Origin of the sequence: Caballeronia sp. GAWG1-5s-s, assembly GCF_023631445.1 — a bacterium.
Taxonomy (GTDB): domain Bacteria; phylum Pseudomonadota; class Gammaproteobacteria; order Burkholderiales; family Burkholderiaceae; genus Caballeronia.
On record NZ_JALQDC010000008.1, the window covers coordinates 14,932 to 39,159 of the forward strand.

Annotated in this window: 23 protein-coding genes and 1 tRNA gene; all 24 read right to left on the reverse strand. The window is 62.6% G+C overall.

Features of this window, described 5'->3' with window-relative positions; translation table 11 throughout:
• Positions 1-171: 171 nt before the first annotated feature.
• The 24 genes from NCR34_RS08735 to NCR34_RS08850 all read right to left on the reverse strand — a co-directional run bounded on the left by NCR34_RS08735 (position 172) and on the right by NCR34_RS08850 (position 24,063).
• Positions 172-621: a DUF1178 family protein gene (locus NCR34_RS08735; RefSeq protein WP_175944086.1), complete on the reverse strand. Its 450-nt coding sequence runs from the start codon at positions 619-621 to the stop codon at positions 172-174.
• Between the two features lie 181 nt (positions 622-802).
• Positions 803-1,399 carry an NUDIX domain-containing protein gene (locus NCR34_RS08740; protein ID WP_250499605.1) on the reverse strand — a complete coding sequence of 199 codons (597 nt, stop codon included), beginning with the start codon at positions 1,397-1,399 and terminating at the stop codon, positions 803-805.
• A gap of 49 nt (positions 1,400-1,448) precedes the next feature.
• Positions 1,449-1,769: a DUF2818 family protein gene (locus NCR34_RS08745; protein WP_175944090.1), complete on the reverse strand. Its 321-nt coding sequence runs from the start codon at positions 1,767-1,769 to the stop codon at positions 1,449-1,451.
• On the reverse strand, positions 1,769-3,241 hold the full coding sequence (nuoN, locus tag NCR34_RS08750) for an NADH-quinone oxidoreductase subunit NuoN (protein WP_250499606.1): 1,473 nt from the start codon (positions 3,239-3,241) through the stop codon (positions 1,769-1,771). The genes NCR34_RS08745 and nuoN overlap by 1 nt, the downstream gene beginning before the upstream one ends.
• A 25-nt stretch (positions 3,242-3,266) precedes the next feature.
• Positions 3,267-4,757: an NADH-quinone oxidoreductase subunit M gene (locus tag NCR34_RS08755; RefSeq protein WP_250499607.1), complete on the reverse strand. Its 1,491-nt coding sequence runs from the start codon at positions 4,755-4,757 to the stop codon at positions 3,267-3,269.
• A 13-nt stretch (positions 4,758-4,770) separates the two neighbouring features.
• On the reverse strand, positions 4,771-6,864 hold the full coding sequence (gene nuoL, locus NCR34_RS08760; protein WP_250499608.1) for an NADH-quinone oxidoreductase subunit L: 2,094 nt from the start codon (positions 6,862-6,864) through the stop codon (positions 4,771-4,773).
• A 17-nt stretch (positions 6,865-6,881) separates the two neighbouring features.
• Positions 6,882-7,187, reverse strand: coding sequence for an NADH-quinone oxidoreductase subunit NuoK (gene nuoK / locus NCR34_RS08765; RefSeq protein ID WP_007588140.1), 306 nt, complete (start codon positions 7,185-7,187; stop codon positions 6,882-6,884).
• Between the two features lie 20 nt (positions 7,188-7,207).
• Complete coding sequence (locus NCR34_RS08770; RefSeq protein WP_175944098.1) at positions 7,208-7,906, reverse strand: NADH-quinone oxidoreductase subunit J; 699 nt, start codon at positions 7,904-7,906, stop codon at positions 7,208-7,210.
• A gap of 130 nt (positions 7,907-8,036) precedes the next feature.
• A complete protein-coding gene (nuoI, locus tag NCR34_RS08775; RefSeq protein ID WP_159836462.1) occupies positions 8,037-8,525 on the reverse strand; it encodes an NADH-quinone oxidoreductase subunit NuoI in 489 nt (162 codons plus the stop codon).
• 35 nt (positions 8,526-8,560) lie between these two features.
• Positions 8,561-9,625, reverse strand: a complete 1,065-nt coding sequence (gene nuoH, locus NCR34_RS08780) for an NADH-quinone oxidoreductase subunit NuoH (RefSeq protein ID WP_175944100.1) — start codon at positions 9,623-9,625, stop codon at positions 8,561-8,563.
• The gene (nuoG, locus tag NCR34_RS08785) at positions 9,626-11,962 is read right to left on the reverse strand and encodes an NADH-quinone oxidoreductase subunit NuoG (RefSeq protein ID WP_250499609.1); all 2,337 of its coding nucleotides are present in this window, start codon (positions 11,960-11,962) and stop codon (positions 9,626-9,628) included.
• A gap of 49 nt (positions 11,963-12,011) precedes the next feature.
• A complete protein-coding gene (gene nuoF, locus NCR34_RS08790) occupies positions 12,012-13,334 on the reverse strand; it encodes an NADH-quinone oxidoreductase subunit NuoF (protein WP_175944104.1) in 1,323 nt (440 codons plus the stop codon).
• Positions 13,331-13,816 (reverse strand): NADH-quinone oxidoreductase subunit NuoE, encoded by a 486-nt coding sequence (nuoE, locus tag NCR34_RS08795; RefSeq protein WP_206466578.1) that lies wholly within the window; start codon positions 13,814-13,816, stop codon positions 13,331-13,333. Before nuoE ends, nuoF begins: the two co-directional genes overlap by 4 nt.
• 168 nt (positions 13,817-13,984) lie before the next feature.
• Positions 13,985-15,238: an NADH-quinone oxidoreductase subunit D gene (locus NCR34_RS08800; protein WP_175944108.1), complete on the reverse strand. Its 1,254-nt coding sequence runs from the start codon at positions 15,236-15,238 to the stop codon at positions 13,985-13,987.
• Positions 15,239-15,247: 9 nt separating this feature from the next.
• A complete protein-coding gene (locus NCR34_RS08805) occupies positions 15,248-15,850 on the reverse strand; it encodes an NADH-quinone oxidoreductase subunit C (protein WP_244846717.1) in 603 nt (200 codons plus the stop codon).
• A 20-nt stretch (positions 15,851-15,870) separates the two neighbouring features.
• Positions 15,871-16,350, reverse strand: coding sequence for a NuoB/complex I 20 kDa subunit family protein (locus NCR34_RS08810; RefSeq protein WP_006052903.1), 480 nt, complete (start codon positions 16,348-16,350; stop codon positions 15,871-15,873).
• A 61-nt stretch (positions 16,351-16,411) separates the two neighbouring features.
• Entirely contained in the window at positions 16,412-16,771 is a 360-nt protein-coding gene (locus tag NCR34_RS08815; protein WP_040051564.1) for an NADH-quinone oxidoreductase subunit A, read from the reverse strand.
• A 174-nt stretch (positions 16,772-16,945) separates the two neighbouring features.
• Positions 16,946-17,030 (reverse strand) — tRNA-Leu (locus tag NCR34_RS08820).
• Between the two features lie 128 nt (positions 17,031-17,158).
• Positions 17,159-17,554 (reverse strand): preprotein translocase subunit SecG, encoded by a 396-nt coding sequence (gene secG, locus NCR34_RS08825; RefSeq protein WP_250499610.1) that lies wholly within the window; start codon positions 17,552-17,554, stop codon positions 17,159-17,161.
• Positions 17,555-17,635: 81 nt separating this feature from the next.
• Positions 17,636-18,409, reverse strand: coding sequence for a triose-phosphate isomerase (gene tpiA / locus NCR34_RS08830; protein ID WP_250499611.1), 774 nt, complete (start codon positions 18,407-18,409; stop codon positions 17,636-17,638).
• 170 nt (positions 18,410-18,579) lie between these two features.
• Positions 18,580-19,611 carry an NAD(P)H-quinone oxidoreductase gene (locus NCR34_RS08835; RefSeq protein WP_250499612.1) on the reverse strand — a complete coding sequence of 344 codons (1,032 nt, stop codon included), beginning with the start codon at positions 19,609-19,611 and terminating at the stop codon, positions 18,580-18,582.
• 207 nt (positions 19,612-19,818) lie between these two features.
• Complete coding sequence (pnp, locus tag NCR34_RS08840; protein WP_175944119.1) at positions 19,819-21,957, reverse strand: polyribonucleotide nucleotidyltransferase; 2,139 nt, start codon at positions 21,955-21,957, stop codon at positions 19,819-19,821.
• A gap of 352 nt (positions 21,958-22,309) precedes the next feature.
• On the reverse strand, positions 22,310-22,579 hold the full coding sequence (gene rpsO / locus NCR34_RS08845; protein ID WP_175944121.1) for a 30S ribosomal protein S15: 270 nt from the start codon (positions 22,577-22,579) through the stop codon (positions 22,310-22,312).
• 206 nt (positions 22,580-22,785) lie between these two features.
• Positions 22,786-24,063: a branched-chain amino acid ABC transporter substrate-binding protein gene (locus NCR34_RS08850; protein ID WP_502800066.1), complete on the reverse strand. Its 1,278-nt coding sequence runs from the start codon at positions 24,061-24,063 to the stop codon at positions 22,786-22,788.
• Positions 24,064-24,228: the final 165 nt, after the last annotated feature.

Sequence of the window (24,228 nt, forward strand, 5' to 3'; positions counted from 1 at the left end):
GCCGGATCGCGCTCGAGGAAGCGGGATCCGTACGATCGATACGGGAAATTCTGGGGACGATGCGAGGCGAGACGGCCGCAAGACGGCGGCCGTGATACGCAACGAAGGAATGACGACTCATACGCGATGTCTCCTTGTCGGGCCGAAGCCGGGAAGACGCCGCGTCAGTCTTTACTGCAGCGGCTCCTTCAACGCGGCCGGCACGGGCAGCGGCATCACTTCGATGCCTTCTTCCAGCAAAGCGTGCGCGTCTTCGGGCGTCGTGACGCCGCGGATATTGCGCGCCGGCGCTTCGTTGTAGTGGATGCGCCGCGCCTCTTCGGCGAAACGTTCGCCCACGTTCTCGGTCTTCTCGATCAGCTCTCGCATGAACTGGAGCGCACGCGCCTGCATGGCGGCCGCATCCGGCGATGCCTTGGGCGCTTGCGCCTGCGCCGATGCCTCGCCACGCGCCGAAGACAAGTTCAGGCGCGGCGCGGACGGCATGCGACTGACATCCGTCGTCGAGCAAACCGGACACGCGACCAGCTTGCGGCCCAGCTGCGACTCGAATTCTTCGGTCGAAGCAAACCAGCCTTCAAAGCGATGTTCGTGCGAGCACTTTAAATCGAGGACCTTCATGCTGATGGGACTTCGGTGAGTTTATCTCAGAATCGCGTTTTGCGAACGGTCGTGCGCTCAATTCGTGACCGAGCGATTTCAGATTCTAGCTGTTCGCCACTTTCGCCGCCGAGCGCGGGCGTCAAAACGACAAAAGCGGCCGACGCGGCCGCTTTCCGTGATGCCAAGGCCAGCCCGCGTCTTACTCAGCCGCGCTGCCCGCCTGCCATTCGCCTGAGCGGATCTTCTCCAGCCAGAACGCGCCGATGATGGTCTTCACGTCGCTGATCGTGCCGTCCTTGACCCACGCCATCAACTGCGCTTCGTCCGCGATGAACGTTTCGAGGAACTCGCCTTCGTCGAGCTTCGCGTCGCCAGCCGTGAGACCGCGCGCCAGGTACAGGTCGATGAATTCCGTCGAATACGAAATGACCGGATGAATGCGCGTCAGGAAGATCCAATTGCGCGCGGTGTAGCCGGTTTCCTCCTGCAATTCGCGCTTGGCGCACGTCAACTCGTCCTCGTTCGGATCGAGCTTGCCTGCCGGGAATTCGAGCAGCACGCGCCCGACCGGATAGCGGAACTGACGTTCGAGCAGCACGCGGCCGTCATCGAAAACCGGCAGGATCATCACCGCGCCCGGATGCTCGACGAACTCGCGCGTGGCGTGCTTGCCGTCGGGCAACGCCACCGTATCGCGCTTGAGCGTGAGGAACTTGCCTTCATGCAGCGTGACGCTTTCGACCTTCTTCTCGATGAGGCCGTCGTCATTGTCGGAAACGGTGAACTGGTCTGCCATCTTGCACCCTGTGCCGGTTAAGCAAACAGCCGCCGAGGGCGCGAAGCCATCAGCGGCGTTTGACGAGATATTGATAGGTGAAGCCCGGAAACGCGAGCACCACGAACAGACTGAAGGTGATGGCATAGAACTGCCATCCCTGATCGAAACGGTTGCCGGCGCGCGCTTCGAGCATGAAGCCGAGCGCGCCGACCACGAAGTAGAGAACGATCAACTCGCCGATCCTGATCCACGCGCTTTTCTTCGCCGCCTGATGGCGAGTCGGCGCCGGCAGCGGCACCGGCACGACAGCGAAAAGGCGCTGGTTCAGGAACGGCACGTTGGCGCCGACGAGCGCCAACAGCACGATAAACCAACCCGCAGCCGACATTACAGCGGCAGCGTATGCGTGATCGCTTGCAGGCACGCCGTCATCAGCGGACCCGGAACCAGACCCAGCACGAGCACGGCCAAACCGTTGAACGCGAGCAGCGAACGATTCAGGCCATCCGCGACGATCGGCGATGCGTCTTGCGGCGCGTCGAAGTACATCAGCTTGACGATGCGCAGGTAGTAGAACGCGCCCACGAGCGACGTCAGCACGGCCAGCACGGCGAGCCACGTCAGACCGGCGTTCATCGTCGCTTCGAGCACGGCGAGCTTCGCGTAGAAGCCGACCGTCGGCGGAATGCCGGCGAGCGAGAACATCATGATCATCATGACGAACGCGAAGACCGGGCTGCGCTGGTTGAGGCCCTTGAAGTCGTCGATCTGTTCGGCTTCGAAGTCGCGGCGCGCGAGCAGCATCACGATGCCGAACGTGCCGAGCGTCGTCACCAGATAGATGATGCTGTAGAACATCGCCGAGCTGTATGCGCCCGCCGCGCCCGTCACCTTGCCGTCGACCACGCCGGCCAGAAGGCCGAGCAGCACGAAGCCCATGTTCGAGATGGCCGAGTACGCCAGCATCCGCTTGATGTTCTTCTGCACGATACCCGTGATGTTGCCGACGATCAGCGACAGCGCCGCGAGGATGACCAGCATCTCTTGCCAGTCGACCGCGAACGGCAGCAGGCCCATCACCAGGAAGCGCAGGCCCCACGCGAATGCCGCGACCTTCGGGCCGCCGCCGGTCAGCAGCGTCATGGCCGTCGGCGCGCCTTGATAGACGTCCGGCACCCACATGTGGAACGGCACCGCGCCCATCTTGAACGCCACGCCCGCCACGATGAAGATCACGCCGAAGAGCAGCACCGCGTCATTGATGCGACCCGACGCCACGGCCTTCAGCACCTCGTTCAGTTCGAGCGAGCCGGTCGCGCCGTAGAGCATCGAGATGCCGTACAGCAGGAAGCCGGACGCGAGCGCGCCGAGCACGTAGTACTTCATCGCCGATTCGTTCGACTGCGGTGCGTCCTTGCGCAGCGCGATGACCGCGTACAGCGACAGCGACATCAGTTCGAGGCCGAGGTACAGCGTGAGGAAATTGTTGCCCGAAATCATCACGCACTGGCCGAGCAGCGAAAACAGGCCGAGCAGGAAGAAGTCGCCGCGGAACAGATCGCGGTCTTCCAGATACTTGCGCGAGTAGATGATCGACACCGCATAGCCGAGCGTCACGACCGCTTTCATCGCGCTCGCGAACGGATCGACGATATACATGCGCGCGAAGAAGTAATGCGGCGTCGGATCGAGCGCCGAGAACGCGAACCACAAGCCGACGACGATGGTCGAGACCAGCGCGATCGCGTAAGTGGTACGGCGGCTCGACGGACCGAACATCGTGTCGTTCAACCAGGCCACGACGACGGCGGCCATCAGGATGCCGTCGGGCAACAGGACACTCATAGGGGCGTTTTGCATGATCTTTTAGTTCCTCCGCACGGCGTTACTGAGCCAGCGGCAGCTTGGACTGCGCGACGTGGGAGAGCAGGTTTGCCACCGACTCGTGCATCACGTCGGTGAAGGGCTTCGGATGCAGGCCCATATAGAGCGTGAACAGCGCGAGCACGAGCAGCATGAACATCTCACGCTTGTTGATGTCCGCGAGCTTCGCGACGTGGTCGTTCGCAACCGCGCCGAAATACACGCGCTTGTACATCCACAGCGTGTAGGCCGCGCCGAGAATCAGCGTGAACGTGGCGAGGAAGCCGATCCAGAAGTTGAACTTCACGGCAGCGAGAATCACCATGAACTCGCCGACGAAACCCGAGGTGCCCGGCAGACCGCAGTTGGCCATCGCGAAAAGCATGGAGAATGCGGCGAACTTCGGCATGGTGTTCACGACGCCGCCGTAATCCGCGATCTGACGCGAATGCACGCGGTCGTACAGCACGCCGATGGACAGGAACATCGCACCCGAGACGAAGCCGTGCGAGATCATCTGGATGATCGCGCCTTCCACGCCGAGCTGGCTGAAGATGAAGAAGCCGAGCGTGACGAAGCCCATGTGCGCGATAGACGAGTACGCGACGAGCTTCTTCATGTCGGCCTGCACCATTGCGACGAGGCCGATGTAGATCACCGCGATCAGCGACAGCGTGATGACGACCGGCGCCAGGAAGTGGCTCGCGTCCGGCGCGATCGGCAGCGAGAAGCGCAGGAAACCGTATGCGCCGAGCTTCAGCATGATCGCCGCCAGCACGACGGAACCGCCCGTCGGCGCTTCGACGTGCGCATCCGGCAGCCAGGTGTGAACCGGCCACATCGGCACCTTCACGGCGAACGCCAGGAAGAACGCGATGAAGAGCAGCACCTGCGGTGTCATGCCGATCTTCGCGGCTTGCCACGTGGCGAGGTCGAACGTGTGCGTCTGCGTGTACAGGTACAGCAACGCGACCAGCATCAGAAGCGAGCCGGCGAGCGTGTACAGGAAGAACTTGAACGCCGCATACACGCGATTCGGGCCGCCCCACACGCCGATGATGATGTACATCGGAATGAGCGTGGCTTCGAAGAACACGTAGAACAGCAGGCCATCGGCCGTGGAGAACACGCCGATCACGATGCCGGAGAGAATCAGGAACGCGGCCATGTACTGCGAGACGCGCTCCGTGATGACTTCCCACCCGGCGATCACGACGATCACGGTGATGAGCGCGGTCAGCACGACGAACCACATCGAGATGCCGTCGACACCCAGGTGATACGTGATGTTGAACCGCTCGATCCAGTTCGCCTGTTCGACGAATTGCAGCGCGGCGCTCGACGTATCGAAGCCGGTGATCAGTGGAAGGGTCACGATCAAACCGAGAACCGAGCCGATCAGCGCGACCCAGCGCGCGGGCGCCGGGTTACGGTCAGAACCTACAGCCAGGACCAGGACGCCGAAGATGATCGGCAGCCAGATCGCGACACTGAGAATCGGAAAAGAGTGCATAGGGTCCCTCGCCTTATTTGCCGCCGAGCGTTACAAACAGGGTCAAGAGCCCCAACATGCCGATAATCATGGCGAACGCGTAGTGATAGATGTAACCGGATTGAAGGAAGCGGATCACACCGGCGAACCAGGCGACGAACCGCGCACTGCCGTTGACGACGCCGTCGATGACGACCACATCGCCCTCTTTCCACAGCCCGCGGCCGATGGCGACCGCGCCCCGGGCGAAGACCACTTCGTTGATCTTGTCGAAGTAGTACTTGTTGTCGAGCAGCGTGTAGATCGGGCCGAAGCGGCGGCGGATGACCGGCGGCAGATCCGGGCGCTTCATGTACAGGAACCACGCGACGATCACGCCCGCGAGCGCGAGCCACACCGGCAGTCCTGCGACCGAATGCAGACCCATCGGGAACCAGCCGTGGAACTCTTCGGCCATTTCACGCATGCCTTCGTGGTTCTCGGCGATGTAGATCACCTTGTCGAACACCACGCCGTGCGAGAAGAAGTCGCCGAAGAGCATCGGGCCGATCATGATCGCGCCGATGATGACCGACGGAATCGCCAGCAGGATCAGCGGCAGCGTAACGACCCACGGGCTTTCGTGCGGCTCGTGTGCGTGGCCGTGGCCGTGGCCGTGGCCGTGGTCATCGTGACCGTGACCGTGAGCGTGACCTTCGCTACCGTGGCCCTGGCCGTGCGTCGCCTCTTCGGCGCCCATCGGCGAATCGGGATGCTTCGGACCGCGGAAGCGCTCCTTGCCGTGGAACACGAGGAAGTACATGCGGAACGAATACAGCGCCGTGACGAAGACGCTCGCTACCACCGCGAAATACGCGAAACCCGAACCCGGCAGATGCGAGAGCTTGACCGCATCGATGATCGAATCCTTCGAATAGAAGCCCGAGAAGAACGGCGTGCCGATCAGCGCCAGCGAACCGATCAGCGACGTGATCCAGGTGATCGGCATGTACTTGGCCAGCCCGCCCATGTTGCGCATGTCCTGGTCGTGGTGCATGCCGATGATGACCGAACCCGCGCCGAGGAACAGCAGCGCCTTGAAGAACGCGTGCGTGCCCAAGTGGAACACCGCAACCGGGTACGCCGACACGCCGAGCGCGACCGTCATGTAGCCGAGCTGCGAGAGCGTCGAATACGCGACCACGCGCTTGATGTCGTTCTGCACGACGCCGAGGAAGCCCATGAACAACGCCGTGATCGCGCCGATGACCGTCACGAACGACAGCGCGGCATCCGAATGCTCGAAGAGCGGCGACATGCGCGTGACCATGAAGATACCGGCCGTCACCATCGTTGCCGCGTGAATCAGCGCGGAGATCGGCGTCGGGCCTTCCATCGAGTCCGGCAGCCACACGTGCAGCGGGAACTGCGCGGACTTACCCATCGCGCCGATGAAGAGGCAGATGCACGCAACGGTCAGCAGGCCCCAGCTCGTGCCCGGGAACGTCATGGCCGCGAGCTTTTCGCCCTGCGCGAAGACGTCGCCATAGTTCAGCGAACCCGCGAACGCCAGCAGCAGGCCGATGCCGAGCAGGAAGCCGAAGTCACCGACGCGGTTGACGATGAACGCCTTCATGTTCGCGTAGATCGCGCTTTCACGGGTGAAGTAGAAGCCGATCAGCAGATACGAGACGAGACCCACCGCTTCCCAGCCGAAGAAAAGCTGCAGGAAGTTGTTGCTCATCACGAGCATCAGCATCGAGAACGTGAACAGCGAAATGTACGAGAAGAAGCGCTGATAGCCGTCTTCTTCCGCCATGTAGCCGATGGTGTAGATGTGCACCATCAGCGAGACGAAGGTCACGATGACCATCATCATCGCCGTCAGCGAATCGACGAGGAAGCCGACTTCCATCTTCAGCGACCCCATCGTCATCCATTCGTAGATGGTGCCGTTGAAGCTCGCGCCCATCATGACGTCGTAGAAGACGAAGGCCGACAGGATGAACGAGATGAAGACGCCGAGAATGGTGACGCGGTGCGAGCCCTTGCGCCCCACCGTCTTCCCGAGCAGCCCCGCGATCAGCGAGCCCGCGAGCGGAGCCAGCGGGACCGCGAGCAGGAGGTTTTCATTGAGTGTCGTGGACATAACAGCCTAGCCTGAAATTAACCTTTGAGCTGATCGAGGTCCTCGACGTTGATCGTGTCGAGGCTACGGAACAGGGTCACGAGAATCGCGAGACCGATCGCGGCTTCCGCAGCGGCCACGGTCAAGACGAAGAACACGAAAATCTGGCCGTGCACGTCGCCCAGATAGTGCGAGAACGCGACGAAATTGGTGTTCACCGCAAGCAGCATCAGTTCGATGGCCATCAGGATGATGATGACGTTGCGGCGGTTCAGGAAGATGCCAACGATGCTGATCGCGAAAAGGATCGCGCCGAGCACGAGGTAATGGGCAAGACTCAACATGTTTGTTCTCTCCTTCGCGCTCAGCCCTTGTTATCCACCACGCCCGCGCCGATGTTGCCGGTCACGGCAGGTTCCACCGTTGCATCCGGCGCCTGCGTTTCGGCCGGCATCTTGACGAGGCGCACACGGTCCTGACGGCGAACCTTCACTTGTTTGCTGACGGTTTGCGTCTTCTTGTCCTTCTTGTCGCGCACGGTCAGCGAGATGGCCGCGATGATCGCCACCAGCAGCACCAGACCCGCGATTTCGAACGCGAAGATGTAGTCCGTGTAAATGACCTTGCCGATGAGCTGCGTATTCGGCATCAGCGCCGCGCCGCTCACGCCGGCGCCCGCGGCAGCCGTGCCCGCATCGCGCAGCGGCGTGACCGTCGCGCCGTAGCCGTGCCACAGAATCAGCGCCGTTTCGATGACGATGATCGCGCCGACGATGGTCGCGAGCGGCACGAAACGCCTGAAGTCGCGCCGCAGCACGTCGATGTTGATGTCGAGCATCATCACGACGAAGAGGAAGAGCACCATCACCGCGCCGACATACACGAGAACCAGCAGGATCGCGAGGAATTCGGCTTGCAACAGCATCCAGATCGCGGCCGCGTTGAAGAACGCGAGCACGAGAAAGAGCGCGGATGACACCGGATTGCGCGAGGTGATCACCTTCAGCGCGGACACGGTCAACAGCAGCGCGAAGATATAGAACAGTACGGTTGTGAATTCCATGATTACCGGTTCATCGTTAGGCCATCATCAGGCAGGGTGTGTCAGCGCGCGGCGCAACGCGCCAACATCAACAGCAAAATCGCTTTGACTTCGACTCGGACGCCGGCGCGACGCCGGCTTCCGCTTCGCATCAACGGTAAGGCGCGTCGGCCGCCTTCGATGCGGCGATTTCCGTCTCGTAGCGATCGCCCACTGCAAGCAGCATGTCCTTCGTGAAATACAGATCGCCGCGCTTTTCGCCGTGATATTCGAGGATATGCGTCTCGACGATCGAATCGACCGGGCAGCTCTCTTCGCAGAAGCCGCAGAAGATGCACTTGGTCAGGTCGATGTCGTAGCGCGTCGTGCGACGGGTATTGTCCGCGCGCGTTTCCGATTCGATGGTGATCGCGAGCGCCGGGCACACCGCTTCGCACAGCTTGCACGCGATGCAGCGCTCTTCGCCGTTTTCATAGCGGCGCAGCGCGTGCAGTCCGCGAAAGCGCGGCGACACCGGCGTCTTTTCTTCCGGGAACTGCACCGTGATCTTGCGCTGGAACGTGTAACGGCCCGTCAGCGCCAGACCCTTCAGCAGTTCGGTCAGGAAGAAGGTCTTAAAGAAGTTCTGAATTGCGTTCATGATGTTTGGTCCGCTCTTGTCCTGGGTTCGTCCGACTACTTCCAGATGTTGAGCGGCGACATGATCCAGAAGCCGATCACGACCACCCACACTACCGAGACCGGCAGGAACACCTTCCAGCCGAGACGCATGATCTGGTCATAGCGGTAGCGCGGGAACGTCGCGCGGGCCCAGATGAAGACCGACAGCAGGAAGAAAACCTTGAGCACGAACCAGAACACGCCCGGGATGAACGACAGGAAGCCGAACGGCGCGTCCCAGCCGCCCAGGAACAGGGTCGTCGCGATCGCCGAGATCACGATCATGTTGATGTACTCGGCGAGGAAGAACAGCGCGAACGCCATGCCCGAGTAGTCGATCATGTGACCCGCGACGATTTCCGATTCGCCTTCCACGACGTCGAACGGGTGACGGTTCGTTTCAGCGATGCCCGAGATGAAGTACACGACGAACATCGGCAGAAGCGGCAGCCAGTTCCACGACAGGATGTTGACGCCGAAGCCCGCGAAGATGCCGCGCTGCTGCGAAGCGACGATATCCGACATGTTCAGCGTGCCCGCGACCATCAGCACCACGACGAGCGCGAAGCCCATCGAGATTTCGTAGGACACCATCTGCGCCGCTGCGCGCATGGCGCCGAGGAACGCGTACTTCGAGTTCGACGCCCAGCCCGCGAGAATCACGCCGTACACGCCGATCGACGAGATCGCCATGATGTACAGGAGACCCGCGTTGATGTTGCCGAGCACGGCTTTCGCCTGGAACGGAATCACCGCCCAGACCGCGAAGGCCGGCACCACGGTCATGATCGGCGCGATGACGTAGATCCATTTGCTCGCCTGCGTCGGCTGAATGACTTCCTTCAGCAGCAGCTTCAGCACGTCCGCGATTGGCTGCAGCAAGCCTGCCGGGCCGACGCGGTTGGGACCGAGACGCACGTGCATCCAGCCGATGAGCTTGCGTTCCCAGAGAATCAGGTACGCGACGCACAGCAGGATCACCACCGCAACCACGAGGATGCGCACCAGCGCCCACACGGTCGGCCAGGCAACGCCCAGAAGCTGCGTGCCGCCTGCGTTGATCGTATCGAACAAGCCCATTTACGCCTTCTCCACTACCAGTTCACCGAACAGGCCGCCGAGTGCGGCGCCAGCCGCGGTAGCCGCCGACACGCGCACCACCGTTTCCGCCAGGTTCGCGTCGCGAACTGCGGGCATCACAACCGACAGGTCGCCTTGCTTGATGCGCACGGCGTCGCCGTCCTTCAGGCCGAGCTTGTCGAAGAGCGTCGTCGGCAGGCCGGCGACATTCGCGTCGCGCGCCGCTGCCGTCAGATGCAGCGACGGCGCGCGGCGCACGAGCGGGTCGGCGTGATAAATCGGCACATCGGCGAGACGCTCGAAGCCGCCCTTCACCGAAATGTTCGATGCAGCGCGCTTCGGTGCGACCGTCGTCTTGTTCGACAGACGCGCGGCGAGATCGCCCGTGCCGAGCGCCGCGACGCGCACTTCTTCCGCCGTGTCGAATTCGAAGCCCGGCAGGCCGAGCATCGTGCCCAGCACGCGCAGTACCTTCCAGCCCGGACGCGTCTCGCCCAATGCGCGGACGACGCCGTTGAACGACTGCGCCGTGCCTTCCGCGTTGACGAACGTGCCCGACGTTTCCGTGAACGGCGCGATGGGCAGCAGCACGTCGGCGTACTCCATGCCGTGCTTGAACGGCGACAGCACGACCACCATCTCGGCTGCCTTCAGCGCCGCGACGGCCTGCGCCGGGTTGGCCGCATCGAGTTCCGGCTCCGCGTTGAAGAGCACGTAGCCCTTGCGCGGCTGTTCGAACGCCGCGCGGGCGTCGAGACCGCCCTCGCCCGGCAGCGCATCGACGAGATAGCCGCCGACCGAGTTCGCGCCTTCGGTCAGGAAGCCGAGCGTCGCGCCGGTGTTGTCGGCGATCCACTGCGCCGCTGCCTGAATCTGCGCGAAGTCCGGATGCTGGACCGCGACATTTCCGAGCAGCACGACACGCTTCTCGCCCGCCGACAACGAAGCCGCCACGTCCTTCGCGGCAGCCGACACTTCGCGACCGGCGAATGCGTCCGGCAGCGCGACGCCGCGCGCTTCGGAGATCGCACCCGCGATGCCCGCGAGCTGGTCGAGCCATGCCGAGGGCGCAGCGACCAGACGATGCGCGGTCGGGATCAGCGAGTCGTCGTTGCTCGCGTTCAAGAACGTGAGCATTGCGCCGTTCTTCGCAGCCTGACGCAGACGCGCGGCGAAGAGCGGATGATCGCGGCGCAGGAACGACCCGATGACGAACGCCGTATCGACGTTCGACAGGTCCGCGATCTTCACGCCGAGCCACGGCGCGCCCGCGCCCACCGGCGCGGAGAAGTCGTTCTGACGCAGACGGAAATCGACGTTCGGCGAGCCGACGCCTTCCGCGAACTGCTTCAGCAGATACAGTTCTTCGACCGTGCTATGCGGCGTCGCGAGCGCGGCGATGGCGTTCGCGCCATGATCCGCCTTGATGCCCTTGATGCCCTTCGCCACGTACTCGAGCGCCGTCTGCCAGTCCGTTTCGATCCACTTGCCGCCCTGCTTGAGCATCGGCGTGGTGAGACGTTCGTCGCTATTGAGCGCTTCGTACGAGAAGCGGTCCTTGTCCGAGATCCAGCATTCGTTGATGGCTTCGTTTTCCATCGGCAGAACGCGCATCACGCGGTTGTTCTTCACCTGGACGACCAGGTTCGAACCGACGGAATCGTGCGGGCTCACCGACTTGCGGCGCGACAGTTCCCACGTCCGCGCGCTGTAGCGGAACGGCTTGCTGGTCAGCGCGCCGACCGGGCAAAGGTCGATCATGTTGCCCGACAGTTCCGAATCCACCGTCTTGCCGACGAACGACGTGATTTCCGAATGCTCGCCGCGGCCCAGCATGCCGAGTTCCATGACGCCGGCGATTTCCTGGCCGAAGCGCACGCAGCGCGTGCAGTGGATGCAGCGCGTCATCTCTTCCATCGAGATGAGCGGACCCACGTTCTTGTGGAACACCACGCGCTTTTCTTCGTTGTAGCGCGACTGGGATTTGCCGTAACCCACGGCCAGATCCTGCAACTGGCACTCGCCGCCCTGATCGCAGATCGGGCAATCCAGCGGGTGATTGATCAGCAGGAACTCCATCACCGACTGTTGCGCCTTCACGGCCTTGTCGGAGGCGGTCCGCACGACCATGCCGGCCGAAACGGGCGTGGCGCACGCGGGGACGGCCTTCGGCATCTTTTCGACTTCGACGAGGCACATCCGGCAGTTCGCCGCGATCGACAGCTTCTTGTGATAGCAGAAGTGAGGAATGTACGTATCGACCTTATGCGCAGCCTGGATCACCATGCTGCCTTCGGGCACCTCGACCGTCTTGCCGTCAATTTCTAGTTCAACCATGATGGGGAATGGTCCTCAACCTCTTTCGCGCAACTGACTGTGCGCCTGATTACGCGGTAAGCGCCTCGGACGCCGCATGATGCGCGTGCCCGCCGACGAGACAGTGCTTGTGCTCGACGTGATATTCGAATTCGTTCCAGAAGTGCTTCAGCATGCCGCGCACCGGCATGGCCGCCGCATCGCCGAGCGCGCAGATCGTGCGGCCCATGATGTTTTCGGCGACGGAATTCAGCAGATCCAGGTCTTCCTTGCGGCCGAGGCCGTGCTCGATGCGATGCACCACGCGATACAGCCAGCCCGTGCCTTCGCGGCAAGGCGTGCACTGACCGCACGACTCCTCGTAATAGAAGTACGACAGGCGCAGCAACGAACGCACCATGCACCGCGTTTCGTTCATGACGATGACCGCGCCCGAGCCGAGCATCGAACCCGCCTTGGCGATCGAATCGTAGTCCATATCGGTCGCGAGCATCATCTCACCCGGCACCACCGGCGCCGACGATCCGCCCGGAATCACCGCCTTGATCGACTCGCCGCGCACGCCGCCGGCCAGTTCCATCAGCGTCGAGAACGGCGTGCCGAGCGGAATTTCATAGTTGCCCGGACGATTCACGTCGCCCGACACCGAGAAAATCTTCGTGCCGCCGTTGTTCGGCTTGCCGATTTCGAGGTAATTCTGCGGCCCGATTTCCAGCAGGAACGGCACGGCAGCGAACGTCTCGGTGTTGTTGATGGTGGTCGGCTTCCCGTACACGCCGAAGCTCGCCGGGAAAGGCGGCTTGAAGCGCGGCTGGCCTTTCTTGCCTTCCAGCGATTCGAGCAGCGCGGTTTCTTCGCCGCAGATGTACGCGCCGTAACCGTGGTGAGCGTACAACTCGAACGAGAACCCGGAGCCGAGGATGTTCGCGCCGAGATAGCCGGCTGCGCGCGCTTCTTCCAGCGCCGCTTCGAACACCTTATAGACTTCCCAGATCTCGCCGTGAATGTAGTTGTAGCCGACGGTGATGCCCATCGCATACGCGCCGATGGCCATGCCTTCGATCAGCGCGTGCGGGTTCCAACGAAGAATGTCGCGGTCCTTGAACGTGCCCGGCTCGCCTTCGTCCGAATTGCAGACGAGATACTTCTGCCCCGGAAACTGACGCGGCATGAAGCTCCACTTCAGGCCGGTCGGGAAGCCCGCGCCGCCGCGACCGCGCAGACCCGACGCCTTGACGTCGGCAATCACCTGCTCGGGCGGAATCTTCTCTTCCAGAATGCGGCGCAGCTGCTTGTAGCCGCCGCGCGCAACGTAATCTTCGAGATGCCAGTTCTCGCCATTGAGGCCAGCGAGGATCAGCGGCTTGATGTGACGATCGTGGAGAGACGTCATTTCGAAAGTTCCTCGATCAACTGGTCGATCTTCTCGCGGCTCATGAAGCTGCACATGCGGTGGTTGTTCACCAGCATGACCGGCGCATCGCCGCACGCGCCGAAGCACTCGCCTTCTTTCAGCGTGAACTTGCCGTCGGGCGTGGTTTCGCCGAAGTCGATGCCGAGCTTCTGCTTGAGATACTGAGCAGCACTATCCGAGCCGCCGTCCGGACCGAGCTGGCAGGGCAAGTTCGTGCAGAGCGTGATCTTGTGCTTACCGACCGGCGCGAGCTCGTACATCGTGTAGAACGTGGCGACTTCCTGCACCGCGACAGGCGGCATGCTCAGATAGTCGGCGACGAACTTCATGAGTTCGGGCGAGAGCCATCCGTGCTCTTCCTGAGCGACAGCAAGCGCGGCCATCACCGCCGACTGCTTCTGCTCGGCGGGATACTTCGCGATCGCACGATCGATTTCTTTCAGGCCTTCAGCTGAGATCATTTTCAGACACGACTCTTTCAATTCCTACCGAACGAAAACCTGCCGCGGGCATCTTATTGCGGCAGACCTGGCGTCCTGCGGTTTCCTGTAATTGCTTCAACGCTTTGCGCTCGATTCAGCGCAACGGCGGCCCGGCCGACGAGCGCGCCGCGCGAGCGGACGACGGAATCAGCGATCAATCTCGCCGAACACGATGTCTTGCGTTCCGATGATCGTGACGGCGTCGGCGATCATGTGGCCGCGCGCCATCTCGTCCAGCGAGGCCAGATGCGCGAAACCAGGCGCGCGGATCTTCAGGCGATACGGCTTGTTCGCGCCGTCCGACACGAGATAGATGCCGAACTCGCCCTTCGGATGCTCGATCGCGGCGTAGGTCTCGCCTTCCGGCACGTGGAAGCCTTCCGTGAAGAGCTTGAAGTGGTGAATCAGCTCTTCCATGTTGCTCTTCATGCCGACGCGCGACGGCGGCGCAACCTTGTGATTATCGACCATCACAGGGCCGGGATTCTTGCGCAGCCAGGCAATGCACTGTTTGGCAATACGCGTGGACTGACGCATTTCCTCGACGCGCACGAGATAGCGGTCGTAGCAGTCGCCGTTCACGCCCACCGGAATGTCGAAGTCCAGTTGATCGTAGACTTCGTACGGCTGCTTCTTGCGCAGATCCCATTCGATGCCCGAGCCGCGCAGCATGGCGCCGCTCATGCCGAGCTGCAACGCGCGCTCCGGGCTCACCACACCGATGCCGACGAGACGCTGCTTCCAGATACGGTTGTCGGTGAGCAGCGTTTCGTACTCGTCGACATAGCCCGGGAAGCGATTGAAGAAGTCTTCGATGAAATCGAGCAGCGAACCTTGACGGTTCTCGTTCATCTTCTCCAGCGCCTTCGCATTGCGAATCTTGGAGACCTTGTATTGCGGCATTGCGTCAGGCAGATCGCGATAGACGCCGCCCGGACGGTAATACGCCGCGTGCATGCGCGCGCCCGAGACGGCTTCGTACACGTCCATCAGGTCTTCGCGCTCGCGGAACGCGTAGAGGAAGACCGCCATCGCGCCGACGTCGAGCGCGTGCGAGCCGATCCACATCAGGTGGTTCAGCACGCGCGTGATTTCGTCGAACAGGACGCGGATGTACTTCGCGCGGATCGGCACGTCGATGCCGAGCAGCTTCTCGATGGCCATCACGTAGGCGTGCTCGTTCGCCATCATCGACACGTAGTCGAGACGGTCCATGTACGGCACGGACTGAATGAAGGTCTTGGTTTCGGCGAGCTTCTCGGTCGCGCGATGCAAGAGGCCGATGTGCGGATCGGCGCGCTGGATCACTTCGCCGTCGAGTTCGAGCACGAGGCGCAGCACGCCGTGCGCGGCAGGGTGCTGCGGGCCGAAATTCAGCGTGTAGTTCTTGATGTCTGCCATGACGCTCTCTTAATGTTTCAGACCACCATAGCGATCTTCGCGGATCACGCGCGGCGTGATTTCGCGCGGCTCGATCGTCACAGGCTGATACACGACGCGCTTCTCTTCCGGGTCGTAGCGCATTTCGACGAAGCCCGTGACCGGGAAGTCCTTGCGGAACGGGTGGCCGATGAAGCCGTAGTCCGTGAGAATGCGGCGCAGATCGGGGTGGCCTTCGAACACGATGCCGTACAGGTCGAATGCTTCGCGCTCGTACCAGTTGGCCGACGACCAGATATCGACGAGCGACGGAATGATCGGCACTTCGTCGTCCGGAGCGAACACGCGCACGCGCAGGCGCCAGTTGTTCGAGATGGAGAGCAGATGCACGACCGCCGCGAAGCGCGGGCCTTCGTATACGCCGTCGCCGAACGTCGAATAGTCGATGCCGGCGAGGTCCATGAGCTGCTCGAAGCCGAGCGAGCGGTCGTCACGCAGCCGCGTCGCGACTTCGAGATAATGGGCCGCCTTCACGACGACCGTCACCTGACCCAGCGACTCGGTGATGTTCTGGAGACGGTCGCCAAACGCCGCCTCGAGGTTCGCTTTGAGGGTCTCGAGTTTGCTTGCCATAGTTGGGGAGGCTCAGGCCTTTATTGACGGGCGATGGTGTTCGTGCGGCGAATCTTCGCCTGCAACTGGATCACGCCGTAGACCAGCGCCTCGGCCGTCGGAGGGCAGCCCGGGACATAGACGTCGACCGGAACGATACGGTCGCAGCCGCGCACGACGGAGTACGAATAGTGGTAGTAGCCGCCACCATTCGCGCACGAACCCATGGAAATGACCCAGCGCGGCTCGGCCATCTGGTCGTACACCTTACGAAGCGCGGGCGCCATCTTGTTGCACAGCGTGCCGGCGACGATCATCACGTCGGACTGGCGCGGGCTCGGACGGAACACCACGCCGAAGCGGTCCAGGTCGTAACGGGCGGCGCCCGCATGCATCATCTCGACCGCGCAACACGCGAGACCGAACGTCATCGGCCACAGGGAGCCGGTGCGCGTCCAGTTGATCAGCTTGTCAGCCGTGGTGGTGACAAAGCCTTCCTTCAAGACCCCTTCGATACTCATTTGATTTCCACTCCAGATGAGCAGCCAGCCAAAGCCGCCCATGAATCCGGTGATCTACCCGTCATTCCCAGTCGAGACCGCCCTTTCTCCAGATGTAGGCGAAGCCGAGCAGGAATTCGAGCAGAAAGATCATCATGGCCATGAAGCCGGGCCAGCCGATGTCGCGCAGGGCCACGCCCCACGGAAACAGGAACGCCGTCTCAAGGTCGAAGATGATGAAAAGAATTGCGACGAGATAGTAGCGCACATCGAACTTCATACGCGCGTCTTCGAATGCTTCGAAGCCGCATTCGTACGGGGCATTCTTTTCGGTGTCGGGCTTGTTGGGACCGAGAATCTTGCCGATGCTGACCAGCGCTATACCTAAACCAAGGCCCACCAGAAGAAACAAGAAGACGGGGTAATAGGGTGCGAGGTTCAAGGCTTTCCTCTGATCGGTAGTTTCGGTCAGTGATGATTGAGATGCTTGCCGGGACAGACCACCCGGCGACGGGATTCACTTGGGACCGCTCACGATATCAACGATATCGTAAGGGTACTCCAGAAGTGACAATGCCAGCCGAAGCGATGCATGCGGCTGGCATTGGATAACTTTTGGTGCCGACGGCGAGACTCGAACTCGCACAGCTTTCGCCACTACCCCCTCAAGATAGCGTGTCTACCAATTTCACCACGTCGGCACTGTACTGCAATCCGGGAAAACAAACTTCTTAATTGCCGCGAATCGCTTCAAGACTTGAATTATAACTAGGTCCCACGAATTGTTCAACGCACAAAACACGAATTTCGCGAAAATTTGTTTTGGCGTTTATTTCGGCACGTCGGCGCCCGGCGCGGACGAAGCTGCGGGGCCAGCCGAAGCCGACGCAGGCGCGTTGACCGGAGCCGAAGCGCTCTTTCCTGCCGCAGCAGGCGCCGAAGCAGACGTCGGACCTGCGCCGAGCACGCCGGCCGAAGTCTGGGGCTTGTAGCTTCCGAGGTACGTGAGCGCGAGCGTCGTGATGAAGAAGATCGCGGCGAGCACAGCCGTGGTACGCGAAAGAAAGTTCGCCGAGCCGGTCGCGCCAAATAAACTGCCCGACGCCCCGCTGCCGAACGCCGCGCCCATGTCGGCGCCCTTTCCGTGCTGAAGCAGCACGAGCCCGATCACGCCAAGCGCCGACAGCAACTGGACGACGATAATCAATGTCTTCAAATACAGCATTTCAACTCACCTGGATCTTGATGTTTCCGTAACACTCACGTGTCGCGACATGCTCTTTCGACTGCTCTCGCCACGAACCGCTTATTGCAACACGGTTCGCGCCGCCTGGCAGATCGCAAGAAAATCTTTCGACTTCAGCGACGCGCCGCCAATCAGCCCGCCGTCGATGTCTTGTTGCCCGAACAATTCCTGCGCGTTCTCGGGTTTGACGCTGCCGCCATAGAGCAGCGGCACTTCGGCTGCGGCGGCACACTTCTCCGCCAGCTTCTTGCGCAGGAACGCGTGAACGCGCTGCGCCTGGTCGGCCGTCGCGCTCTTGCCGGTGCCGATCGCCCAGACCGGCTCGTACGCGACGACAATGCGCGCTGCCTGCTCCTCGTTCAGCATGAGAAGCACCGCATCCAGCTGAGCGCCGATGACCTGCTCCGTCGCCTCGCGCTCGCGTTCGTCGAGCGTTTCGCCGACACAGACGATAGGCGTCAGCCCGGCCTCGAGCGCGCGCCGCGCCTTGGCGCCGACCAGTTCCGGCGTTTCGTGATGATACGCGCGGCGCTCCGAATGCCCGACGATCGCGTAAGTCGCGCCGAAGTCGAGCGTCATTTCGGCCGCGACCTCGCCTGTGAACGCGCCTTGCGCATGGGCCGACACGTCCTGCACGCCCCAGCGCACCACCGACCCTTCCAGCAGCGCCTGCGCCTGCGCGAGATAGGGATACGGCACGCACACGCCTACGTCCACGCCGTTTCGCAGAGCTGATGCCCCCGACGCCACTTCGGTCAGCAAAACCGCGTTCTCCTGCATGCGGCCGTGCATCTTCCAGTTGCCGACCACCAGTTTCGCTCGTTGTCTCGACATTGTCTCGTCACTCGGCGGCTTGCGCAGCCGCTTTAGTTATAGCGGCCGTGCTTTTCAATCAGCCGCCGCGTTATGGGAATGAACCGCTACAAACTGCGAACTGCTTGCAAAACGGGCGATTTTACTGTGTTACGGATAACGCGGTCAAACCGCCGATAACCGATTCGCGTCTATGACGCGCTTTGTTGCCCGTTTCCCGTCCAGTCAAGGACGATCTTGCCGACATGCGTGCTGCTTTCCATCAGCGCATGCGCGGCCGCCGCCTCGCTTGCCGGGAACACCTGGTGAATGACCGGTTTGATGCGCCCTGCCTCGATTTCCGGCCACACGCGTTCCTTCAGCTTCGCGGCGATTTTCGCCTTGAACGCGACGGGCCGCGGACGCAACGTCGAGCCGGTGATGACGAGCCGGCGACGCAGAATGTCGTTGAGATTGATTTCCGCCTTCGCGCCGCCCAGGAGCGCGATCACGCAGATGCGCCCGCCATCGGCGAGCGCCTTCAGCTCGCGCGGCAGATAGTCGCCCGCGACCATGTCCAGAATCACGTCGACGCCGCGATCGTTCGTGAGCGACCTCACCACTTCGACGAAATCCTCTGTCTTGTAGTTGATCGCCCGCTCGGCGCCGAGCGTCTCGCACGCGCGGCACTTTTCGTCGCTGCCCGCGGTCGCGAAGACGCGAAAGCCGAGCGCGCGCGCAATCTGGATGGCCGTGACGCCGATGCCGCTCGATCCGCCTTGCACGAGCAGCGTCTCTTCCTCGCCGTTTTCGCCCGAGCCGAGATGCGCGCGCTCGAAGACGTTGCTCCACACCGTGAAGAACGTTTCCGGCAGCGAGGCCGCTTCGATATCGGACAGGCCTGCTGGCACTGGCAGGCATTGCTCCAGCGGCGCAACGGCGTACTCCGCGTACCCGCCGCCCGCGAGCAGCGCGCACACGCGATCGCCTTTCTTGAGACCGAACGGGTTGTGCTTCGAATCGAGGTCGCCGTCGACGATTTCGCCCGCCACTTCCAGCCCCGGCAGATCGGACGCGCCCGGCGGCGGCGCATAGGCGCCCTTGCGCTGAAAGACGTCCGGCCGGTTCACGCCGGAAGCCGCCACCTTGATGAGCACCTCGCACTTGCCGGCTTCGGGCATCGGGCGCTCGCCCAGCTTGAGAACTTCGGGTGCGCCAAACTCGGTGATTTCGACGGCCTTCATAACATTCCCCTGAATGGGCATGGCGGGATGGATCGATCGAACGGCTCGAACCGGATGGCGCTGCGCACGCGATGAGCAATCCACGCTCCACAGTGCCATCGAGTCCGGCGACGCATCGGACAATGCATAGTCCCGCATCGTCCAATTGACGCCCTACAAGAAAACGGCCGGCTCGCAGATGCGGCCGGCCGTCTACACATTACCGCATTACTGCTGCGGCTGCGTCGGTTCGGTTTGTTGCGCGGCTTCGTTCAAGAGCGCCTTGGCCGACAAACGCACGCGGCCCTTTTCGTCCGTCTGGATGACCTTGACCTTCACGACCTGGCCTTCCTTCAGGTAATCGTTGATGTCCTTCACGCGCTCGTTGACGATCTCCGAGATGTGCAGCAGACCGTCCTTGCCCGGCAGGATATTCACGATCGCGCCGAAATCGAGCAGCTTCAGCACCGGACCTTCGTACACCTGGCCCACTTCCACTTCGGCCGTGATGTTCTCGATGCGCTTCTTCGCCTCGGCCATGCCTTCGGCGCTCGTGCTCGCGATGGTCACCACGCCGTCGTCCGAAATGTCGATGGTCGTGTTCGTCTCTTCGGTCAGCGCGCGGATCACCGAACCGCCCTTGCCGATCACGTCGCGGATCTTTTCCGGATTGATCTTCAGCGTGATCATGCGCGGCGCGAATTCCGACAGCTCCGTGTTCGTGCCCGGCACCGCGGAGGTCATCTTGCCGAGGATGTGCATGCGGCCTTCCTTCGCCTGCGCAAGCGCGACCTGCATGATTTCCTTCGTGATGCCCTGGATCTTGATGTCCATCTGCAGCGCGGTCACGCCTTGCGCGGTACCGGCCACCTTGAAGTCCATGTCGCCCAGGTGGTCCTCGTCACCGAGAATGTCGGTCAGAACCGCGAACTTGTTGCCTTCGAGGATCAGGCCCATCGCGATGCCGGCGACGTGCGCCTTCATCGGCACGCCGGCGTCCATCAGCGCGAGACAGCCGCCGCAGACGGAAGCCATCGACGACGAACCGTTCGATTCCGTGATTTCGGACACGACGCGGATCGAGTAGCCGAATTCGTCGGCGCTCGGCAGGCACGCGACGAGCGCGCGCTTGGCGAGACGCCCATGGCCGATTTCACGGCGCTTCGGCGAACCGACGCGACCGGTTTCGCCCGTGGCGAACGGCGGCATGTTGTAGTGGAGCATGAAGCGCTCGCGGTATTCGCCTTCGAGCGCGTCGATGTTCTGCTCGTCACCCTTCGTGCCGAGCGTCGCGATCACGAGCGCCTGCGTCTCGCCGCGCGTGAAGAGCGCCGAGCCGTGGGTACGCGGCAACACGCCCGTGCGGATTTCGATCGGGCGCACCGTGCGCGTGTCGCGGCCGTCGATACGTGGCTCGCCGTTCAGGATCTGCGAGCGGACGATCTTCGCTTCGATATCGAACAGAATGTTGCCGACGGTGGCCGCATCCGCTGCCGCCGTGCCCGATGCCGCCGCTTCCTCGGCGAGCTTCGCCGACGTCGCCGCATAGACTTCCTTCAGCTTCGTCGAGCGCGCCTGCTTGTTGCGCAACTGATACGCGGCTTCGAGTTCCGGCTTCGCGATTTCGGTGACGCGCGCGATCAGCGCCTCGTTCTTCGGCGCCGGCTGCCAGTCCCACTCGGGCTTGCCGCCGTCGCGGACCAGTTCGTGGATCGCGTCGATCGCGGCTTGCATCTGCTCGTGGCCGAACACGACCGCGCCGAGCATCACTTCTTCCGAAAGCTGCTGCGCTTCGGATTCGACCATCAGCACCGCGCGCTCCGTGCCCGCGACGACCAGATCGAGCGCCGATTCCTTCATCTGCGCGCGCGTCGGGTTCAGCACGTACTCGTTGTTGATGTAGGCGACGCGGGCCGCGCCGACCGGGCCGTTGAACGGCAGACCGGACACGGCGAGCGCAGCGGAAGCGCCGATCAGCGCGGGGATATCCGCCGGGATTTCCGGATTCAGCGACAGGACGTGAATCACGACCTGCACTTCGTTGTAGAAGCCTTCCGGGAAGAGCGGACGCAGCGGACGGTCGATCAGGCGCGAGATGAGCGTCTCGCCTTCCGACGGACGGCCTTCGCGACGGAAGAAGCCGCCCGGAATCTTGCCGGCGGCGTAGGTCTTTTCCAGATAGTCGACGGTGAGCGGGAAGAAATCCTGGCCCGGCTTCGCCGTCTTCGCGCCGACGACGGTGGCGAGCACCACGGTGTCTTCGACATCGACGATCACCGCGCCGCTTGCCTGACGCGCGATTTCACCCGTTTCCAGGCGGACGTTGTGTTGTCCCCACTTGAACTCTTTGACGATCTTATTAAACATTGCGACTCCTTCTATATTGCGCCGCGCCTTCGGTCGAGCGCGTGAGCTGTCTCTGCGGCGCTGGGCGGGACGGTCCCGGGCCGCGCGTGAGAGGTGTGTTATGCCATTCCAGTGCGGCGCGCGAACGGGCCGCGGGGCCGCGCTGGAATGACACAAAGCTCTGCCGCGAGGCTGGACCGAGTGTCGGGTAAAGCGTATGACTGCCGAGAACGACTAACTACGAAGTGCCGGCCGATGAAACCGATCCGGCACCACTTCGCGAGCGGATCGCGCAAAAACAAAATGCCTGCATCAGCGAACTGACACAGGCACTTCGTTAGAACACTGGCCGCGAAGCCACGCCAGGGGCCAATTACTTGCGCAGACCCAGCTTTTCGATCAGCGAGCGGTAACGATCCGCATCCTTGCCCTTCAGGTAGTCGAGCAGCTTGCGACGACGGCTGACCATGCGCAGCAGACCGCGGCGGCTGTGGTGATCCTTCGTGTGGGCCTTGAAGTGGATGGTCAGTTCGTTGATGCGGCTCGTGAGCAGTGCGACTTGCACTTCGGGGGAGCCGGTATCGTTGGCGCCGCGCGCGTATTCAGCGACGACGTCGGACTTCTTGATTTCTGCTACGGACATTTGCTTTTCCTTTGATACAGACAGGCGGTCACGGAAGAAAGGCCGTGCCGTGGTTTGCGTCGACAGACCCAACTCGACAACTCGACGAGTCGCGCCCAATTCACTTCGTTTTCGAGGTTTGCGCGTCTTGAGAACGCCGCTTCCAGCCAAAAACGAAGCGCAGAGTATAGCACACCGCGCTTCGCCGAGCGGACGGCTCCATGCGCTCAACGCGACGGGCGCGTCATTTTGCATGTAGTCGGAGGCGCGGTGTCGGCGGCGGGCACCGACAGCAGCGTGCGAAAGCCGTAGCCGGAACCTTCGTTGTCGAACCGCACGCCTGGCGTGCCGGCCTTGTCCATCTCCATCACGTAGAGCGGCTGGATCAGTTGATGATCCGACGCGCGCATGGTCGATGGATGAAAACCGGCGCCGTCGAACTGCATGCCTTCGAGCGCGCGCGCCACGGCGAGCGGGTCCGCGCTGCCGGCGCGCGTCATGGCGGTGGCGAGCATGTCGATCATGAGCGGCATGCGCAGCACGAGGTAATCGTCGGAGGCGGCGGGAAAGCGGGCGCGGAACGCGCGGTAATACGCGTCGGAGGCCGCGCCGCCCGCGTTCGGATGCCAGTCGGCGACCGCGATCACGCGCTTCACGCCGGCATCGCCGAGCGCGGCGGGCGCGCCGAGACTGTTGCCGTAGAAAGTGTAGAACTTCGCGCCGAGCCCCTGCTCCCGCGCCGCCTTCACGAGCAGCGTCAGGTCGTTGCCCCAGTTCCCGGTGATGACGGCATCCGCGCCGCTCGCGCGAATCTTCGCGATATACGGCGCGAAGTCCTTCACGCGCCCGATCGGATGAAACTCGTCGCCCGTGATCGCAATGTCGGGCCGCTTTTCCTGCAACGCGCGCCGCGCCTCGCGGCTCACGTCGTGGCCGAAGCTGTAGTCCTGATTCAGCAGATAGACCTTCTTCACGGCGCGGTCGCGTTGCAGCGCGTCTGCGAGCGCGTCCATGCGCATGCCGGCGTGCGCATCGAAACGGAAGTGCCAGAAGCTGCACGCGTCGTTGGTGAGCGCGGGATCGTCGGCGGAATAGTTCAGGAACAGCACGCGGTGGTCCGGCTCGCGCTCGTTCTGCTTGTCGATGGCCGCGACGAGCGCCGCCGCCACCGCCGAACTGTTGCCTTGCATGACGAAGCCGATCTTCTCGTCGATGGCCGCGCGCAACTGCACGAGGCTCGCCTCGCTGCTGCCCTTGCCGTCGAGCACGACGAGCTCGAGCGGATGCATGCCGTCCGCCAGCTTCACGCCGCCTCGCGCATTCACCCGCTCGACGCCGAAGCGCAGATTGCGCTCGACCGCCGCGCCCGCGTTGGCGAACGGACCGGACATGCCTTCGATCATCGCGAGCTTGATGGGCGCAAGATCGGCGGCGTTCGCCTTCGCTATGCACGTCAAGGCTACGCACGTGAACGCGATCCGCAGCCACCGCGCGCGCGACTTCATGAGACTGAGGCTTGCCATCGCTCTTTCCGAAGATGAAAGCGCGGATCATAGGCTGCGGCGCGGGCGCGATGCAAGCCGGCGCGACGCATGGTTCTTGCGCCGCATGTCAAAATCCAGCAAAGCGAAGAAAAACCCTCGCCATCGCGAGGAACCTGCACGTGGAGG